General features: G+C 71.7%; 14 protein-coding genes. 5 read left to right on the forward strand and 9 right to left on the reverse strand.

All coding sequences use genetic code 11. The annotated features are described in order from the left end of the window. The first annotated feature begins 223 nt into the window (after window positions 1–223). Both G5C51_RS00975 and G5C51_RS00980 read left to right on the forward strand, forming a co-directional pair. Entirely contained in the window at window positions 224–361 is a 138-nt protein-coding gene (locus tag G5C51_RS00975) for a hypothetical protein (RefSeq protein WP_165229896.1), read from the forward strand. 102 nt (window positions 362–463) lie between these two features. Further along, window positions 464–2,104: an alpha/beta hydrolase gene (locus tag G5C51_RS00980; RefSeq protein WP_165229899.1), complete on the forward strand. Its 1,641-nt coding sequence runs from the start codon at window positions 464–466 to the stop codon at window positions 2,102–2,104. Between the two features lie 69 nt (window positions 2,105–2,173). On the opposite strand, the gene G5C51_RS00985 is transcribed toward G5C51_RS00980, so the two are convergent. The 7 genes from G5C51_RS00985 to G5C51_RS01015 form a co-directional block, all read right to left on the reverse strand. Then, on the reverse strand, window positions 2,174–3,517 hold the full coding sequence (locus G5C51_RS00985; protein WP_165229902.1) for a glycoside hydrolase domain-containing protein: 1,344 nt from the start codon (window positions 3,515–3,517) through the stop codon (window positions 2,174–2,176). Window positions 3,518–3,730: 213 nt separating this feature from the next. Continuing rightward, window positions 3,731–4,195 (reverse strand): pyridoxamine 5'-phosphate oxidase family protein, encoded by a 465-nt coding sequence (locus G5C51_RS00990; RefSeq protein ID WP_338117967.1) that lies wholly within the window; start codon window positions 4,193–4,195, stop codon window positions 3,731–3,733. A 162-nt stretch (window positions 4,196–4,357) separates the two neighbouring features. After that, the gene (locus G5C51_RS00995) at window positions 4,358–5,266 is read right to left on the reverse strand and encodes a universal stress protein (RefSeq protein ID WP_165229908.1); all 909 of its coding nucleotides are present in this window, start codon (window positions 5,264–5,266) and stop codon (window positions 4,358–4,360) included. A 14-nt stretch (window positions 5,267–5,280) separates the two neighbouring features. After that, a complete protein-coding gene (locus tag G5C51_RS01000; protein ID WP_165229911.1) occupies window positions 5,281–5,757 on the reverse strand; it encodes a DsrE/DsrF/DrsH-like family protein in 477 nt (158 codons plus the stop codon). A gap of 15 nt (window positions 5,758–5,772) precedes the next feature. Further along, window positions 5,773–6,090: a TusE/DsrC/DsvC family sulfur relay protein gene (locus tag G5C51_RS01005; protein ID WP_165229914.1), complete on the reverse strand. Its 318-nt coding sequence runs from the start codon at window positions 6,088–6,090 to the stop codon at window positions 5,773–5,775. 4 nt (window positions 6,091–6,094) lie between these two features. Then, entirely contained in the window at window positions 6,095–7,351 is a 1,257-nt protein-coding gene (gene sqr, locus G5C51_RS01010; protein WP_165229917.1) for a type III sulfide quinone reductase, selenoprotein subtype, read from the reverse strand. Between the two features lie 125 nt (window positions 7,352–7,476). Continuing rightward, a complete protein-coding gene (locus G5C51_RS01015; protein ID WP_420824777.1) occupies window positions 7,477–8,478 on the reverse strand; it encodes a DUF3048 domain-containing protein in 1,002 nt (333 codons plus the stop codon). A gap of 202 nt (window positions 8,479–8,680) precedes the next feature. On the opposite strand from G5C51_RS01015, the gene G5C51_RS01020 reads away from it, so the two are divergent. Genes G5C51_RS01020 through pspAB form a run of 3 tightly spaced genes read left to right on the forward strand, consistent with a single transcriptional unit; the run spans window position 8,681 to window position 10,398 of the window. Further along, entirely contained in the window at window positions 8,681–8,878 is a 198-nt protein-coding gene (locus G5C51_RS01020; RefSeq protein ID WP_165229923.1) for a hypothetical protein, read from the forward strand. Between the two features lie 27 nt (window positions 8,879–8,905). Continuing rightward, window positions 8,906–9,814: a zinc metalloprotease HtpX gene (gene htpX, locus G5C51_RS01025; RefSeq protein WP_165229926.1), complete on the forward strand. Its 909-nt coding sequence runs from the start codon at window positions 8,906–8,908 to the stop codon at window positions 9,812–9,814. Between the two features lie 5 nt (window positions 9,815–9,819). Next, a complete protein-coding gene (gene pspAB / locus G5C51_RS01030) occupies window positions 9,820–10,398 on the forward strand; it encodes a PspA-associated protein PspAB (RefSeq protein WP_165229929.1) in 579 nt (192 codons plus the stop codon). Window positions 10,399–10,421: 23 nt separating this feature from the next. Here pspAB and G5C51_RS01035 read toward each other — a convergent pair whose 3' ends face one another. Both G5C51_RS01035 and G5C51_RS01040 read right to left on the reverse strand, forming a co-directional pair. After that, window positions 10,422–11,255 carry a universal stress protein gene (locus G5C51_RS01035; protein ID WP_165229932.1) on the reverse strand — a complete coding sequence of 278 codons (834 nt, stop codon included), beginning with the start codon at window positions 11,253–11,255 and terminating at the stop codon, window positions 10,422–10,424. Window positions 11,256–11,270: 15 nt separating this feature from the next. Further along, complete coding sequence (locus G5C51_RS01040; protein ID WP_165229935.1) at window positions 11,271–13,832, reverse strand: heavy metal translocating P-type ATPase; 2,562 nt, start codon at window positions 13,830–13,832, stop codon at window positions 11,271–11,273. Window positions 13,833–14,042: the final 210 nt, after the last annotated feature.

Raw genomic sequence — 14,042 nt, forward strand, 5'->3', positions numbered from 1 at the left:
GGGCCCGGGGACCGGGCCCATGGGATCCCGAGAGCGCGGCGAGGGTCCGGACGGCCGGGAGGGTTTTGGCTGGACGCCGGGTGGCACCCGGGGCAGGAGGTTCCCCGCCGGCGCCGCCCGGGCTGATGGGGCGGCGCCGGCACCCGCGTACGGGGAGGACGGCCATGAAGACGCAGGGCGAGTGGTCCTGGGAGGGCGTTGCCGAGCCGATGGGTGCACCCCGATGATGCTGCTCGCCGTCCTCGCCCCGCTCGCCATGCTCGGCGTGCTCCTCGCCCTGGCCGCCTGGGAGGACTGGCTGCTGCCGACCCGGAACCCGTCCGCGGACGAAGCGACGGGCTGGCACCCGGAGACGCGCTGACCGAGCGGGCCGGCGGGGCGCCGTTGGCCGGCACGGCGAGTCCGTACCGCTGACAGCGGCGCTTGACCTGCGCCCGGCGTCCCTCGCCCCTACGGTCGGGCCATGAGGTCTCAGACCCGGCGGCCGCCCGGCCGCCCGCGCCGCACCCTCCCGGTCGCGGCCTTCGCGGCCGCCGTATCGCTCCTGGTCACCTCGTGCGGCGGTGCCGGCCAGGCCGCCCCGCGGGCAGGCGGCGACGCCACCGAGGCGCCGCGCGAGAGCCTGGCCCGCTTCTATACCCAGGAGCTGATCTGGCGGTCCTGCGCCCCCGGCGACTGGGGCGGTTCGACGCCGGCGCCGTCCGCCGAGGCGGGTGGGTTCGAATGCGCCAAGCTCACCGTGCCGCTGGACTACGCCGATCCGTCCGGCCCGACGATCGAGGTCGCTCTGAACCGGCTGCCCGCCACGGACGAGTCGCGCCGCATCGGCGCGCTGTTCACCAACCCCGGCGGCCCGGGCGGCTCGGGCATCGACTTCGCCTTTGACGCGAAGGGCTTCTTCACCGAGCGGGTGCGCGAGCGGTACGACATCGTCGGCATGGATCCGCGCGGTATCGGCGAGTCCAGCCCGGTCGAGTGCCTGCTGGGCGACCCGTTCTTCAAGGCCGACGACGCGGGTCATACGGAGCGCCGGGCCGAGCTCTTCGCCGCCGGCTGTGCGAAGAAGTCCGGCAAGGTGCTGCCGCACGTCGGCACCGACAACACCGCCCGCGACCTGGACGTGGCCCGGGCGGCGCTGCACCAGGACAAGCTCCATTACTACGGCATCTCGTACGGCACGCTGCTCGGCCAGTTCTACGCCCAGCAGTTTCCGAAGAAGACCGGCCGCATGGTGCTCGACTCCGTCGTCGACCCGACGCACTGGCCGGGGGACGCCACCTCCGACGCCAACGGGTACGAGAACGGACTCACGGTGATGGTGCAGACCTGCGTCGACGGCGGGCGCTGCCCCATGGGCGACACCCGCGCCGCGGTGATGGCCAAGCTCGACGACCTGCTGGCCAAGCTGGACAAGAAAGAACTGCCGGCGGGTGACGGACCGGACGTGAGCAAGTTCGAGGTGCTCTCGCTGCTGCAGGGGGCCACGTACAACGAGGGCGCCTGGCCGCAGGTGTACAAGGCGCTGGCGGCGGCGTTCAAGGGCGACGGCAAGGGTTTCCGCGCCGCGGTCTACGGGCCGGAGGACGACGCGGAAGACGGAGCGGAAGGCGCCGCCGGCGGCAAGTCGGAGGAGTTCGCGCTGTCCGGCAGTTACGAGGCCGTCGCCTGCCTGCACCTGGCGGCCGAGGACCGCACCACGGCTGCGGCCCGCGAGGCCGGGCAGGAGGCCCGTAAGGTCGCGCCGCACTTCAGCGAAGGCGTCGAGGCCCAGCGGATGGCCTGCGCCGACTGGCCCGCCCCCTCGCTGCCCGCGGCCGACCGCGCCGTGCGCGCCAGGGGCACTCCGCCGATCCTGCTGGTCAACAACACGTACGACGGTGCCACCTCGGTGGCCTGGGCCCGCGGCGTGCACGGCCAGCTGGAGGACTCGATGCTCGCCACCAACACCTCCGGCGGCCACGGCTTCTACCCGATGGGCGACTGCACCCACAAGGTCGTCGACGACTTCCTCCTCAATCGCACCCGCCCCGAGCCGGGCAAGGTCTGCCACGACCGCAACAAGGCCCTCATCCCGTCCCCGACGCCCACCCCCAAGGCGCGCTGACGACGGTCCGGTTGGCCGCCCAAGGGCGTAGGCGAACAGCGCCGGAGGCTCGCGTACGTGCACGACGGGCTAGCAGCGGGGTGCGGGCTTGGCGTAGCCGGTGTTGTTGCCGTTGGTGACGTAGTAGTCGGAGACGTAGTGGCCGTTGCTCAGCTTGTTCCAGACCTTGGTGGTGCCCACCGTGCTCCCCGCGCGCTGGCAGACGACCCAGGCCAGGGCGCCGTTGGGGGACTTTCCGGCGACGGCGTAGGAGGTGCCGGGGCCGGTGCGCTCGGTGAGGCCGTCCGCCGCGCTGATCTGCCATGGATAGGTGCAGCGCGGCAGCGGGGCGCTGTAGCCGGTCTTCGAGGGCGTGCTGACGTAATAGTCCGTCACGTACGTGCCGTCGGAGAGCTTGTCCCACACCGAGGTAGTGCCGGTCTTCGACCCGGCCGCCTGGCACACCACGCTCAGCGTCGCGCCCGGAGCGTGGCTTCGTACGGTGCCGTACGAGGTCGAGGGACCGGAGCGGGCGTTGAGTGCGGTCGTGCTCGTCACCTTGTACGCGTGCGCGACCGTGGCCACCGGCGCGTCGAGGAGATCATTGTCGATGTTGAGGGTGACGCCGCCGTACGTCTCGTTGTGGCCGCCCTGGTACTGCTTGGCACGCTGGTGGACGCCCCACTTGGAGTCGGAGATGTTCGTCCAGCCCTTCAGCGAGGCCACGCCGTCGTAGCGGGCGATCCACAGCGCGTCGGGGCGCGCGTAGGCGGTGGAGGTGTAGACGTCGGAGAGGTTCTTGGCGCCGTTCATGAGGTTCATGTAGACGCCGGAGAGATAGCCGGTGGCGTGCAGCCGCTTCGTCCAGCCGGACAGATACGACAGCACCGCCGTGCGGCAGGCGGTGTCGGTCGCGTCGTAGAACTCGATGTCGTTGTAGAGCGCACTGCCGGGCAGCATGCCGCGGGCCTTGGCCCCCGCGACGGCCTCGTCCGCGGCAGCGCTGCCCTGGCCGGTCGCGGTGGCCGGCGTGAGGGAGATCTTGTCGTCGGTGGGCTTTGCGCCGCACGGCGGCTGCAGGCCCTTGTGTATCGGAAGCAGCCGCCACCGCAGCTTGCTGACCTCGCTCACCCAGGAAGCGGTGAGCTCCGGCTGGGCACAGGTACGGTTCACGCCGCTGATGTAGACCCCCACGGCCCGGTACGGGGACGCGTCCCACGCACGGATCGCGGACAGCGGCGGAGCGGTGCAGGTGTCGAAGGCCTTGCCGGTATAGAGCGTGGCCGTGGCGCCCGCCGGATAGCTGATGGACGTGGTGGGCTCCGCCGCGGCGGGTGGAGCGAGGGCGATGGGCGCGGCGAGGCCGCACACGGCCGCGATGACCGCGGCTACGGTTCTGCCGCGGCGGTGGTGCACATGACGCAGGAATGACATGGGGTCCCCCTCGGATCGCGTACGCGCCGGCTCTCGCCACCGTCGTACCGCCAAGGCGCAGGTGCCCAGCGGCCGTTGGACCTGTGGTGAGGGGCTGATCGGCCCTTGGCCTGGGACACGTCCGGCTTGCGGATGATGAAACGGCTTCGGCGGGGCGGCGCATGCCCTCAGGAACCGATCGCCGCCGCCGGCCGGCCCCGGCGGCGTCCCCCGTCAGGTGGGGCCGGATTGGTCGCCGGTCTCATCGGTGCCGCGCTCGAGCCGCATGCCGGTGACGACCTCCGGCCGGATGCGTACCGCCAGGTCCAACTCGCGGTCGGTCCAGGGGTGTACCAGCCCGCGGAGGCGGGCGAGCTCGGCCGCGCCGGTGATGAGCCGGGCATAGCCGGTGACCACCACGCTCCAGCCCAGATGGGTATCGGGATCGAGGTCATCGGCCTCGTATGCGATCACGACACCGTCCGCGCCGGCCGCCTCGCTCTGGAGGGTCAGCGCGGAGCCCCGGTTCATGCGGATGAAGATCTCACCGGCAACGAGTGCGTGGTTGACGGGCCGGATGGCGGGCAGCGCGTCCTGGGTGAAGACGATCCTGCCCAGGGTGACGCTGCCCAGCAGACGCAGCGCTTCCTCGCGGCTCAGCTGTACTGTCCGGACCCGGCCGGGACGTGTCCTGTCCACACCGTTGAATCCGGTCGTGTGGTGTGGCATCTCAACCCTCTCGGCTACCTGAATCGGCTACCGCCAGTAGATGCCTGCCGGCGGCGTGCGTATCTGGGCTGAAGGACCCTTTCCGGAACCATCCGGTCCCCGGCCGGCAGCGGCACCGGGCAGCGGCCGGGATCACGGCGCGGGCACCAGCAGCACAGGGCAGTGCGCGTGCTGGAGTGCCGCGTGGGTGACCGGGCCCAGATGGGCGCCCAGGCGGCGCGGATTGCGGCGGGCGGTGAGCACCAGGAGATCGGCCGTCCGGCTCGCTTCGACGAGGGCCGCGGAAGCGCTCCCGCACTCGTGTCCGGCCGTCACCGGCACATCCCGGAATTCCTCCCGGAGCGGCGCTACGGCGTACCTGGCCAGGCTCTCCCCGGTCCGCCGCGCGGAGACGTCGGCGTCCCGTATGCGCTCGGCTTCCATCCGGGTGAGTGCAGTGGCCATCGGCGGATACCGCCAGGCGTGCAGCGCGTGCAGCCGTGCCTTCCGCCGCCGCGCGTCCTCGAAGGCGTGGCGCAGCGCGGGCTCTTCACTGCCGGCCTGGACGCCGACAAGGACGGTGCCCTGCGAGCGCTCACGCGGCTCCCCGTCACCGCGTACGACCAGGACCGGCCCGTCGGCGCGGGCAGCCAGGCGCAGGCTTACGGAGCCGAGCAGCAGACCGGCGAAGCCGCCGTGCCCACGGGTGCCGACGACCGTCAGCGACGCGCTGCGGCCGCAGCGCAGGAGGGCCTGAACCGCGTCCTCGGCGGTGACGGACGGCACCACGATCAGGCCGGGAGCGAGCTTGCCTGCCTTCTCCGCGGCGTGCTCGACCAGGTCGCGGGTCGCGCGGTAGCGGGACCGGTGATCCTCGGCCGTCAGGCCCTCGCCGGGAGGGGCGGGCGACGGCCACGGATCGCCGCAGAGTATCTCCAGGCCGGCGCCGCGGCGGACGGCTTCGTCCACCGCGTACTCGAGCGCGAGCTCGGCGGAACCTGATCCGTCGTAGCCGAGGACGACTCGGCCGTGCAGCGGGGGCACATCAGGTGAATTGACCATGGCAGGACTCCGGTTCAGGTGTAGATGATCTGGCTGCCGACGGCGCGGGCGTAGAACTCGCCGACGGTGATGATGTCCGCGACGCAGTCGATGAGGTCGTCCTTGCCGAGGCCGAAGAGGTCGGTGGAGGCCTTGCAGGCGTAGATTCCCGCCCCGGTGTCGGCGATCATTTCCACGAACTCGGGGATGGAGGGGAAGTCGAACTGCTCCATCTTCCACTCCATGTACCGGGTCATCGCCGCGGACATCCCGGGCAGGCCGCCGAGGGCCGTGGGCAGATGCAGGCCGGGATTGCCGACGGTGGCGAGCCGGATCTGCTCCTGGCGGCGGCGGGTGATCGCATCGAGGCCGAAGAAGGTGAAGAAGAGATCGGCCTCGATGCCTTCCGCACGGGCTCCGTTGGCCAGGATCAGCGGCGGATAGATGCCGTCCAGGGACCCCTTGGAGACGATGACCGAGACTTTTTCGAGGGTGGCGGGCGCGGTGGACATGGCGGCAGCTCCTCCTCAGATACAGCTGTGCGGCTTGGGGATTCCGGCGATCTTCGCGGCGACCTTGGCCGGGCCCTTGGGGAAGAGCCGGTAGAGCTCCTTCACCGGCACTCCGGAGATCTTCGCGAGCGCGCGTACGGCCGGGCCGCTGCCTTTGGCGTGGTACTCCGCGCGCATGACCTTGATGACCTGCCAGTGGTCGGCGGTGAGTTCGGTGATGCCTTCGGCGGCCGCCAGGTACGGCGCCATCTCCTCGGTCCACCGCTCCGGCTCGGTGAAGTAGCCGTCCTCGTCGAGGACGACGCTGTGGCCTGCGTAGATGTGAATGGGCATGGTGTTACGGCCTCCTCGGTTGGGTGGGTTCAGCCTTGCCCCGGCGCGGCATACGTGCGGTGATGCCGGGCAGCTCGCGACCGGGAAGCACGCGGTGCCAGTACAGCCACGCAAAGGCGCGCTTGCCGAGGTGGCTCAGTCGGGACTCCTTCAGCAGCGGCAGCCCCAGCGGACCCGGATAGTGGCCGGGCAGCGGTTCGGTGTCGTAGTTGAAGTCGATGAGCAGACCCTTGCCGAAACCGGTTTCGACGAAGCAGTTGGCGTGGCCGTCGAAGGAGCCGTCCAGCGGCTGCCCGGCGAGGAAGCGGCGGATGTTGCGGACCACGGCCTCGCCCTCGAAGTGGGCGACCGAGCCGGCCTTGGAGGTGGGGACGTCGGTGGCGTCGCCGATCGCGAAGATCTCGGGGGCGGCCTTCGCCTGCAGCGTGTGCCGGTCGACCTGGACGAAGCCGAGCTCGTCACCGAGGCCGGGGGAGCGGTCCACGTACGCCGCGCCGCCGTGCGCCGGGACGACCACGGCGAGGTCGAAGCGTTCCTCGCGGCCGTCGTAGGAGATGAGCCTGCCGCCGGCGCCGTCCACCTCGCCGGTGGCGAAGTCGGTGACCAGCTCGATGTGCTTGTCCGCCAGCAGCCCCGCGAGTGCCTTCGCGGCCACCGGCCGGGTGAAGGCGGCGTCCAGAGGCGTGACGTAGGTGATCCGGACGCGGTCGCGGAGGTGCCGGCCGCGGAAGTACGCGTCGGCGAGGAAGCAGAACTCCAGCGGGGCGACCGGGCACTTGACCGGAAGGTCGACGGGATTCACGACGATCCGGCCGCCCTCGAAGCGCTCCAGGGCCTGCCGGAGGCCGGCCGCGCCTTCGGGCGTGTAGAAGGTGAACACCCGCTCCTGCGGGCCCGCTTCGGTCAGGCCCTCGGTGGCAGCGGGCAGCAGCCGGGCGCCCGACGCGATCACCAGCACGTCGTAGTGCAGGATCGTGCCGTCGGCGAAGTACACGGTGCGGGTGTCGGTGTCGACCCGGGTGGCTTCCTGCCGCCGGTAGTCGATACCGGCCCGCAGCTGTCCGGCCCGCGGCCGGACCAGATCCTCGATCTGCGCCATCCCGAACGGAACGAACAGCAGACCTGGCTGGTAGAGGTGGTCGTCATCCCGGTCGACGACGACGATCTGCGCCTCGTGCCAGCCGTACGCGCGCCGCAGCCGGTTGGCCATCAGAGTGCCACCGGTGCCGCCGCCGAGTATCACGATGCGATTCCGCTTCATGCCCCCACCCTGCGTCCGGCGGAGACCCGGGCACCGGGGCCGCCCGGGCCGGACCACGCCACCGAACGGCGGCCTTGCACGGAGCCGAACGGCCCTCGTCACGAGCGCGGCGCCGGGCCCTGTGATCACCGGGCCGCGAGCACGACCCAGACGGGGCCGGGGGCGAAGTTCAGCGCGGCACCGTCGCCGGTGGTGAAGGACGTGCCGGCCGCCTCCGACGGCCGCGACCACCGGGCGTCGAAGGCCCGGCCGTCGCGCAGCACCACGGCATCCCCCGAGCCGACCGTTTCGCTGTACGGCGATACGTTGCCGCCCCGGTCGTGGAAGCGCGACGGATGAACGGTGACGCGCTGGATGACAACCGTCGCGGCGTCGAGCCGGCCGGCATCGGTGGTACGGGCCCGGTCACCGTCCATGGAGACGAGCCACCGGTGCTGCGACGCCGACCACGTGAAGGTGTAGCGCGCGGCCGGGAAGCGGACCGTGCGGGCGTCGACGCGTTTCCCGCCGTCCGGCGCGGGGCCGAAGCGGAAGCCGATGGCGCGGGCGTGGGTGGCGGACGGGGCGGAGGCAAGACCGGGTGCCGGGCGCAGATACAGGTTGTGCGGCGCGCCGCGGCCAGTGCCCCGGTGGTACGCGGACGGGGCACTGCCGGTCGTCACGGGGTACAGGGGCGCGGCGCTCAGGAGCGGCTGCAGCCTGGACTGCGCACCGGAGTAGGCGAGCGCGGGGCGGCCGAACTGCCGCAGCAGCTCCAGATCGGACTCCCGGGCGCTGCGCACCGGGCCGGCCACGGGCGGCAGATGGGAGGAGAAGACCGCGAGCAGGCGGGTGAGCCCGGCTTCGACCTGTTCGACGTAGACGATGTCGGCGGAGCCGATGCCTGTCTGCGGCCGGGCGGCGCCCACGTTGTCGATCTTCACAGCGAGCACCGGCCCGGCGCGGCCCGGCAGGCCGGTGAACGGCGAGATTCCCGACGGCTGCGGAGAGCGCGCAGGCGAGGGAGGAGCTTGCACAACGCGGCCGCTGCCGCCGGGCTCCGCACCCCACAGCACGGCGATGACGACGGCAATGACCACGGCCAGGACGGAGGCAAGGACCGTGGTACGTCGTTTCCCGGACATCATTCCCACCTCGCGACCTTGGACTTCGCCGGAGCCGGCAATGCCACCGTGGAACGTTCAAAGGCTGGGCGGGCAGGGCGGAGCGGCCCTCGGCAGAGGGTCTTCCGGCCCGCCCCAGCTGCCCCTTCGGCAGCAGCTCCCCAGGGCTGGGTGATGTTCGCTGGAGGTGAAGCCGACAGCCGGCTCTCCGAAGGAGGCGAGGACGGTGCTGACATCCCTCACACCGGAGTTCTTCGAACGCTTCGCGCTGCTGTTCACCGCGACGCTCGTGCTGGTCTTCATGGCTACCACGGCCGCCGACGCGCTCGTCGTGCGGCTGCAGCGCAACCGGGCCGCCCGACGGCAGGTCACCCCTCCGCAGGGCCCCGCGCCGCAACCGCGCATACCCGCGGGCCGGTTCTGAGACGCCGAAGTGGAAGAGGCGGGTCCGATGCGCAGCCGCTTCCCGTCCGACCGGCAGCTGAACGCCCGCATGGGGCTGACGCTGTTCCTGCTCGGACTCGTGTACGTCGTGTTCATCGCGGCGCTCGTCGCGCTGCTGCGCTCGTGGGTGCTCGCGGTGGTGCTCGCGGGCGGGTTCCTGGCCGTGCAGTACTGGTTCGCCGACCGGATTGCGCTGTTCGCACTGCGCGGCCGGCCGGTGACCCGCGAGGAGCAGCCCCAGCTGTACGGCGTGATCGACCGGCTCTGCGCCCAGGCCGACATGCCGGTGCCGCGGGTGGCGATCGCCGACATGGATCTGCCGAACGCCTTCGCCACCGGCCGTAATCCGACGCACACCGTGGTCTGCGTGACCACCGGATTGCAGCGGCGCCTGGAGCCGGAGGAACTGGAGGGCGTGCTCGCGCATGAGCTGTCCCATGTCGCGCACCGCGACGTCGCCGTGATCACCATTGCGTCGTTCCTCGGCGTCCTCGCCGGCCTGGTCGCCCGTTTCGCGTTCTACTCCCAGCTCTTCCGCGACCGGCGGGACCAGAACACCGCGGTCGCCCTTGCCGCCGTCATGGCCGTGTCGGCGCTCGTATACGCGCTGAGCTTCCTGCTCATCCGGGCGCTGTCGCGCTACCGCGAGCTCGCCGCCGATCGCGCGGGGGCGCTCCTCACCGGCCGGCCCTCCGCCCTCGCCTCCGCGCTGACGAAGATCAGCGGCGACATGGCCCGCATCCCCACCGGCGACCTGCGCACCGCCCGCGCCTTCAATGCCTTCTTCTTCACCCCGGCGCTGCGCGCCGACGGCGGTCTGTCGCGCCTGCTGTCCACTCACCCGCCCCTGGATCGCCGCCTGGCCCAACTGGAGCGCATCTCCGCGGAGCTGGCCGGCCGCAGGGCCGGGAGCTGATCCCCGTGCGACTGCTGGACATCCTGCTCGGCCGCAGTCGGCCCGCCGCGCCCGACCTGGACCGGCTCTTCGCCCTGCCCGCCGCCGCCATCGCCATGGAGGCGACCGCCGGGTTCCGACCCACCGGCCTCGGCTCGGTGTGCTTCGCCCCCGTCGAGGGCGCCGCCTTCGAGGAGGCGGAGCTGGAGATCCGCGCGCTGCTGGCCGGGGACGCCGCGCGGCTGGGGGGTCAGGTGGAGGTCTCCAGGGACGCGTACGGCTACGCCTGGCTGCTTTCCCGGCGCAGCCCGGCCGATCTGCCCGGCCTCGTCGGCGACCTGCACACGGTCAACTCCGTCCTGGAGGCCGCCGGCTTCGGCCCGCAACTGCTCTGCTCACTGGTCGGCTTCAGCGACCACCGGGACCGCCGGCTCGCCCTGATCTATCTCTACAAGCGCGGCGCCTTCTACCCCTTCGCGCCGCTGCCGGGCGAGCGCCGCGACAACACCCTTGAGCTCCAGGTGAAAGCGGCCGTGGCGGAAGACCTGCCGATCGAGCAGGAGCTGACCCGCTGGTTTCCGGTCTGGGGAGCCCCGGGACTCTGATGCGCCGCCCCCGGCGATGCAGGTCAGCCGGGCACGACCGCCACGGGGCACTGTGCGCGGCGCAGCACGACCCTGAGTGTCGGCCCGAGCACGGGCGGTTCGGTCCCCGAACCACGGCCGAGTACGAGCAGTTCCGCCTCCGTCGATGCCTGCAGCAGTGCTGACCATGCCGTGCCCGGAACGGGCTCGGCCCTGACGGTCAGGGCGTCTTGGGCCCGGGCGCCGAATACCCCTTTGATGACTTCGTGGGCGCGCGCGATGCCCTCGGCCCACCCGTCTCCCGGCGAGCCCGGTGCCGGGTACGCCGGAACCAGGGCCGGTTCCCACGCATGAACGGCGCCCAGTTCGGCGTGCCGCAGCTCGGCCGCGCGGATCGCGAAGTCCACTGCCGCCGTGCTCGGTTCCGTACCGGCGATGCCCACGGCGACGCGCGGCACCCCGAAGCGGTGCCCGGGCGGCTCGTCCCGTACGACCACGACCGGTCCGCGAGCACCGGCGACGGCCTGCCGCGCCGTGGAGCCGAGCAGCAGACCGGGGTCATGGCTGTTCCCTCGGGCACCGACCGCGAGGATGCTGCCCTGCGTCGCCGCGTCGATAAGGGTGCTTGCTACGGGCCCGGGGAGCACATCGGAGGTGATATCGACGAGGCTGCGGCGCGCGTGGGCAACCTGCGCCGCCCCTTCGAGCAGCTGCCGGCCCGCTGCCCGCGCCACGCTGCCGCGACCGGGGGGCACGTGCACGAGGTGCAGCCGCCACGTCCTGCGGTATGCCTCGTCGACGCCCCATTCGACCGCCCGTATGCCGGCCGCTGATCCGTCGACCCCCACGACTACCGGCAGCTTGTCCCGCACTGGCACCTCCAACATGGTGAGTCACGGCCTCCAGGATCGATCCTTCGGGCGGACCCGGGCAGGGCCGTTGGGCCCGCCTCCTGGCGCCGGCCGGCCCTCCGTCAGCCGGCTGACCTGGCGGCGGCGCAGCCGTGAGGCATTGGCGACGACCGACAGCGAGGACAGGGCCATGGCCGCCGCGGCAAGCATCGGACTGAGGCGCAGACCCCAGAGCGGGTAAAGAACTCCGGCCGCTACCGGGATACCTACGGCGTTGTAGACGAGGGCGAAGAACAGGTTCTGCTTGATGTTGCGCATGGTGGCGCGGGAGAGGCGGACGGCGGTGGCCACGCCGGTCAGCGAGCCGGAGATCAGGGTGATGTCCGCGGCCTCGATGGCCACGTCGGTGCCGGTGCCGATCGCCATGCCGACGTCGGCGGCGGCGAGTGCGGGCGCATCATTGATGCCGTCGCCGACCATGCCGACCCGGCGGCCTTCGTCCTGCAGGCGGCGGATCTCGTCTGCTTTGTGCTCGGGCAGCACCCCGGCGCGTACGTGCGCCACTCCGACCTGAGCGGCTATCGCGGTGGCGGTCCGCTCGCTGTCGCCGGTGAGGATGACCGTCTCGAGGCCAAGCCGGTGGAGGCCGGCGATGGCCTGGGCGGAGTCGGCCTTGACGGTGTCGGCCACGGCCAGGACGCCGGCAGGCCGGCCGGCGACCGCGGCCAGGATCGGGGTCTTGCCCTGTGCGGCCAGTCGGTCCGCGGTGGGGATGAGGTGGGTGGCGTCGACTCCGGCGTCGGCGAGGAGCCGGGCGGTGCCGACGAGCACCTCGCGGCCGTCGACGGTGGCTGCCACTCCTTTGCCGGTGACGGAGTCGAAGGCCGTGGCGGTGGGAACAACCAGGCCGCGTTCGCGGGCCGCGTCGGTGACGGCGTTGGCGAGGGGGTGCTCGCTGTCGGCCTCGGCGGCCGAGACGAGGGCCAGCAGCCCGTCGCCGGTGCCGTCTTCGGCTCGTACGTCGGTCAGGACAGGCTTGCCGGCGGTGACCGTGCCGGTCTTGTCGAGGACGATCGTGTCCAGCTTGTGCGCGGTCTCCAGAGCCTCGGCGGAGCGGATGAGGATGCCGGCCCGGGCACCTTTGCCCGTGCCGACCATGACCGACAGCGGGGTGGCCAGTCCGAGCGCGCAGGGGCAGGCGATGATCAGCACAGCGACTGCCGAGACCAGCGCCAGGGTCAGGGCGGGCGCAGGCCCGGCGGCGTACCAGAGGGTGAACGTGGCGATGGCGACCCCGATGACCACCGGGACGAAGTAGCCCGAGATGGCGTCGGCGAGGCGTTGGATCGGGGCCTTGGAGGCCTGCGCCTGCCGTACCAGCCGGATGATCTGCGCGAGCATGGTGTCGGCGCCGACCTTGGCCGCGCGTACGTGCAGTGAGCCGGTGGTGTTCACGGTGGCACCGATGACGGTGTCGCCGGCGCGCTTGGTCACCGGCATCGGCTCTCCGGTGACCATCGATTCGTCGACCGCGGAGGAGCCGGAGAGCACCTCGGCGTCCACCGGGACCTTCTCGCCCGGCCGTACGACAACCTCGTCATCCACCACCACCTCGGCCACCGGGATTTCGGCCTCGGCACCGTCACGCAGCACCCGCGCGGTACGTGGCTGCAGGCCCAGCAGGGCGCGGATGGCCTCACCGGTGCCGGCCTTGGCACGGGCCTCCAGCAGCCGGCCGAGCACGATCAGGGTGAGGATGACGCCGACTGCCTCGAAATACACCTCGCGCACGTCATCCGGCAGCAGGCCGGGTGCGAGCGTCACCAGCAGGCTGTAGCCGTATGCGGCCGATGTACCCAGAGTGATCAGGGAGTTCATATCGGCACCGCGGTGGCGCAGGGTCAGCCAGCCGGTGCGGTGGATCGGCCACCCGGTGTAGAGCATCACCGGGGTGATCAGGACCAGTTGCAGCCAGTGGCTCAGCATCCAGCCCGGCACCCAGCGGGCACCGAACAACTCGTGCGCCATGACGGCGACCAGCACCGGCAAGGTGAGCACGGCACCGACCGCCACCCGGCGACCCAGGTCGGCGAGTTCGGCGCGGCGCTCGGCGGCATCCGCCGACTCTGCCTCGGCGGCGGGGACGTCAGCCTCACCGCCCGCGGCTCGTTCGACTCCGGCCGAGCCTGACGGCGTCGTCGTCGACGGTGGGCTGCCTGCGCTGTCCTCGGCCCGATCGACGACGAGGGTGCCACGGATCATGTTCATCCCACACGCGAACCCGAACGACCCGGCCTGCTCCGGCCGCAAGCGCACGGTGGTGCTCTGGAAGGCCGGCAGATCGGCGCCGATATGCAGATCAGGGAAGACGACCCGATTCGTGCATGCACCGGACTCCTGCCGATTGAAGACCAACTCGACCGGGACACCCTGCCGCACCCGGATCACATCCGGGCTGTAGCCACCGCGTACGGCCACCTCCACCCGCTGCACACCGCCCTCCAGGCGGGCGCCGAAGGCGCGGCGCGGACCGAGAAAGTACCACCCGATGGCGGCGATCAGCAGGGCGGACAGTGCCGTCACCACGATCTCGGAGATGTTCATGGGAGACCTCCCCTTGCTCGATTGGGTGCACCTCCCACGATCCGCTTGTATACCCCCTCCGGGTATGGTCCGTTCGGATCCGGAGTGCTGCCCTCATCGGCCCAAGGCATGGGGATGGCCCGGGGCCAGACTGAAAGCGTGGTGGCGGCAAGCCGGATGCCCGGCACCCGCGCCGGGACGCTCCGCCGCCATGAGGAGAGTGACCGCCAT

It is taken from the genome of Streptomyces coryli (genome assembly GCF_011044975.1).
GTDB classification, from domain to species: Bacteria; Actinomycetota; Actinomycetes; order Streptomycetales; family Streptomycetaceae; genus Streptomyces; species Streptomyces coryli.

Excerpts from the sequence above, each read along its gene's own strand:
- sqr (WP_165229917.1), bottom strand. The coding sequence starts at position 7,351 with ATGAAGCGGAATCGCATCGTGATACTCGGCGGCGGCACCGGTGGCACT.
- G5C51_RS00985 (WP_165229902.1), bottom strand. The coding sequence starts at position 3,517 with ATGTCATTCCTGCGTCATGTGCACCACCGCCGCGGCAGAACCGTAGCC.
- htpX (WP_165229926.1), top strand. The coding sequence starts at position 8,906 with ATGCGCAGCCGCTTCCCGTCCGACCGGCAGCTGAACGCCCGCATGGGG.
- G5C51_RS01000 (WP_165229911.1), bottom strand. The coding sequence starts at position 5,757 with ATGTCCACCGCGCCCGCCACCCTCGAAAAAGTCTCGGTCATCGTCTCC.
- G5C51_RS01040 (WP_165229935.1), bottom strand. The coding sequence starts at position 13,832 with ATGAACATCTCCGAGATCGTGGTGACGGCACTGTCCGCCCTGCTGATC.
- G5C51_RS00995 (WP_165229908.1), bottom strand. The coding sequence starts at position 5,266 with ATGGTCAATTCACCTGATGTGCCCCCGCTGCACGGCCGAGTCGTCCTC.
- G5C51_RS01005 (WP_165229914.1), bottom strand. The coding sequence starts at position 6,090 with ATGCCCATTCACATCTACGCAGGCCACAGCGTCGTCCTCGACGAGGAC.
- G5C51_RS00975 (WP_165229896.1), top strand. The coding sequence starts at position 224 with ATGATGCTGCTCGCCGTCCTCGCCCCGCTCGCCATGCTCGGCGTGCTC.
- G5C51_RS00980 (WP_165229899.1), top strand. The coding sequence starts at position 464 with ATGAGGTCTCAGACCCGGCGGCCGCCCGGCCGCCCGCGCCGCACCCTC.
- G5C51_RS01015 (WP_420824777.1), bottom strand. The coding sequence starts at position 8,478 with ATGATGTCCGGGAAACGACGTACCACGGTCCTTGCCTCCGTCCTGGCC.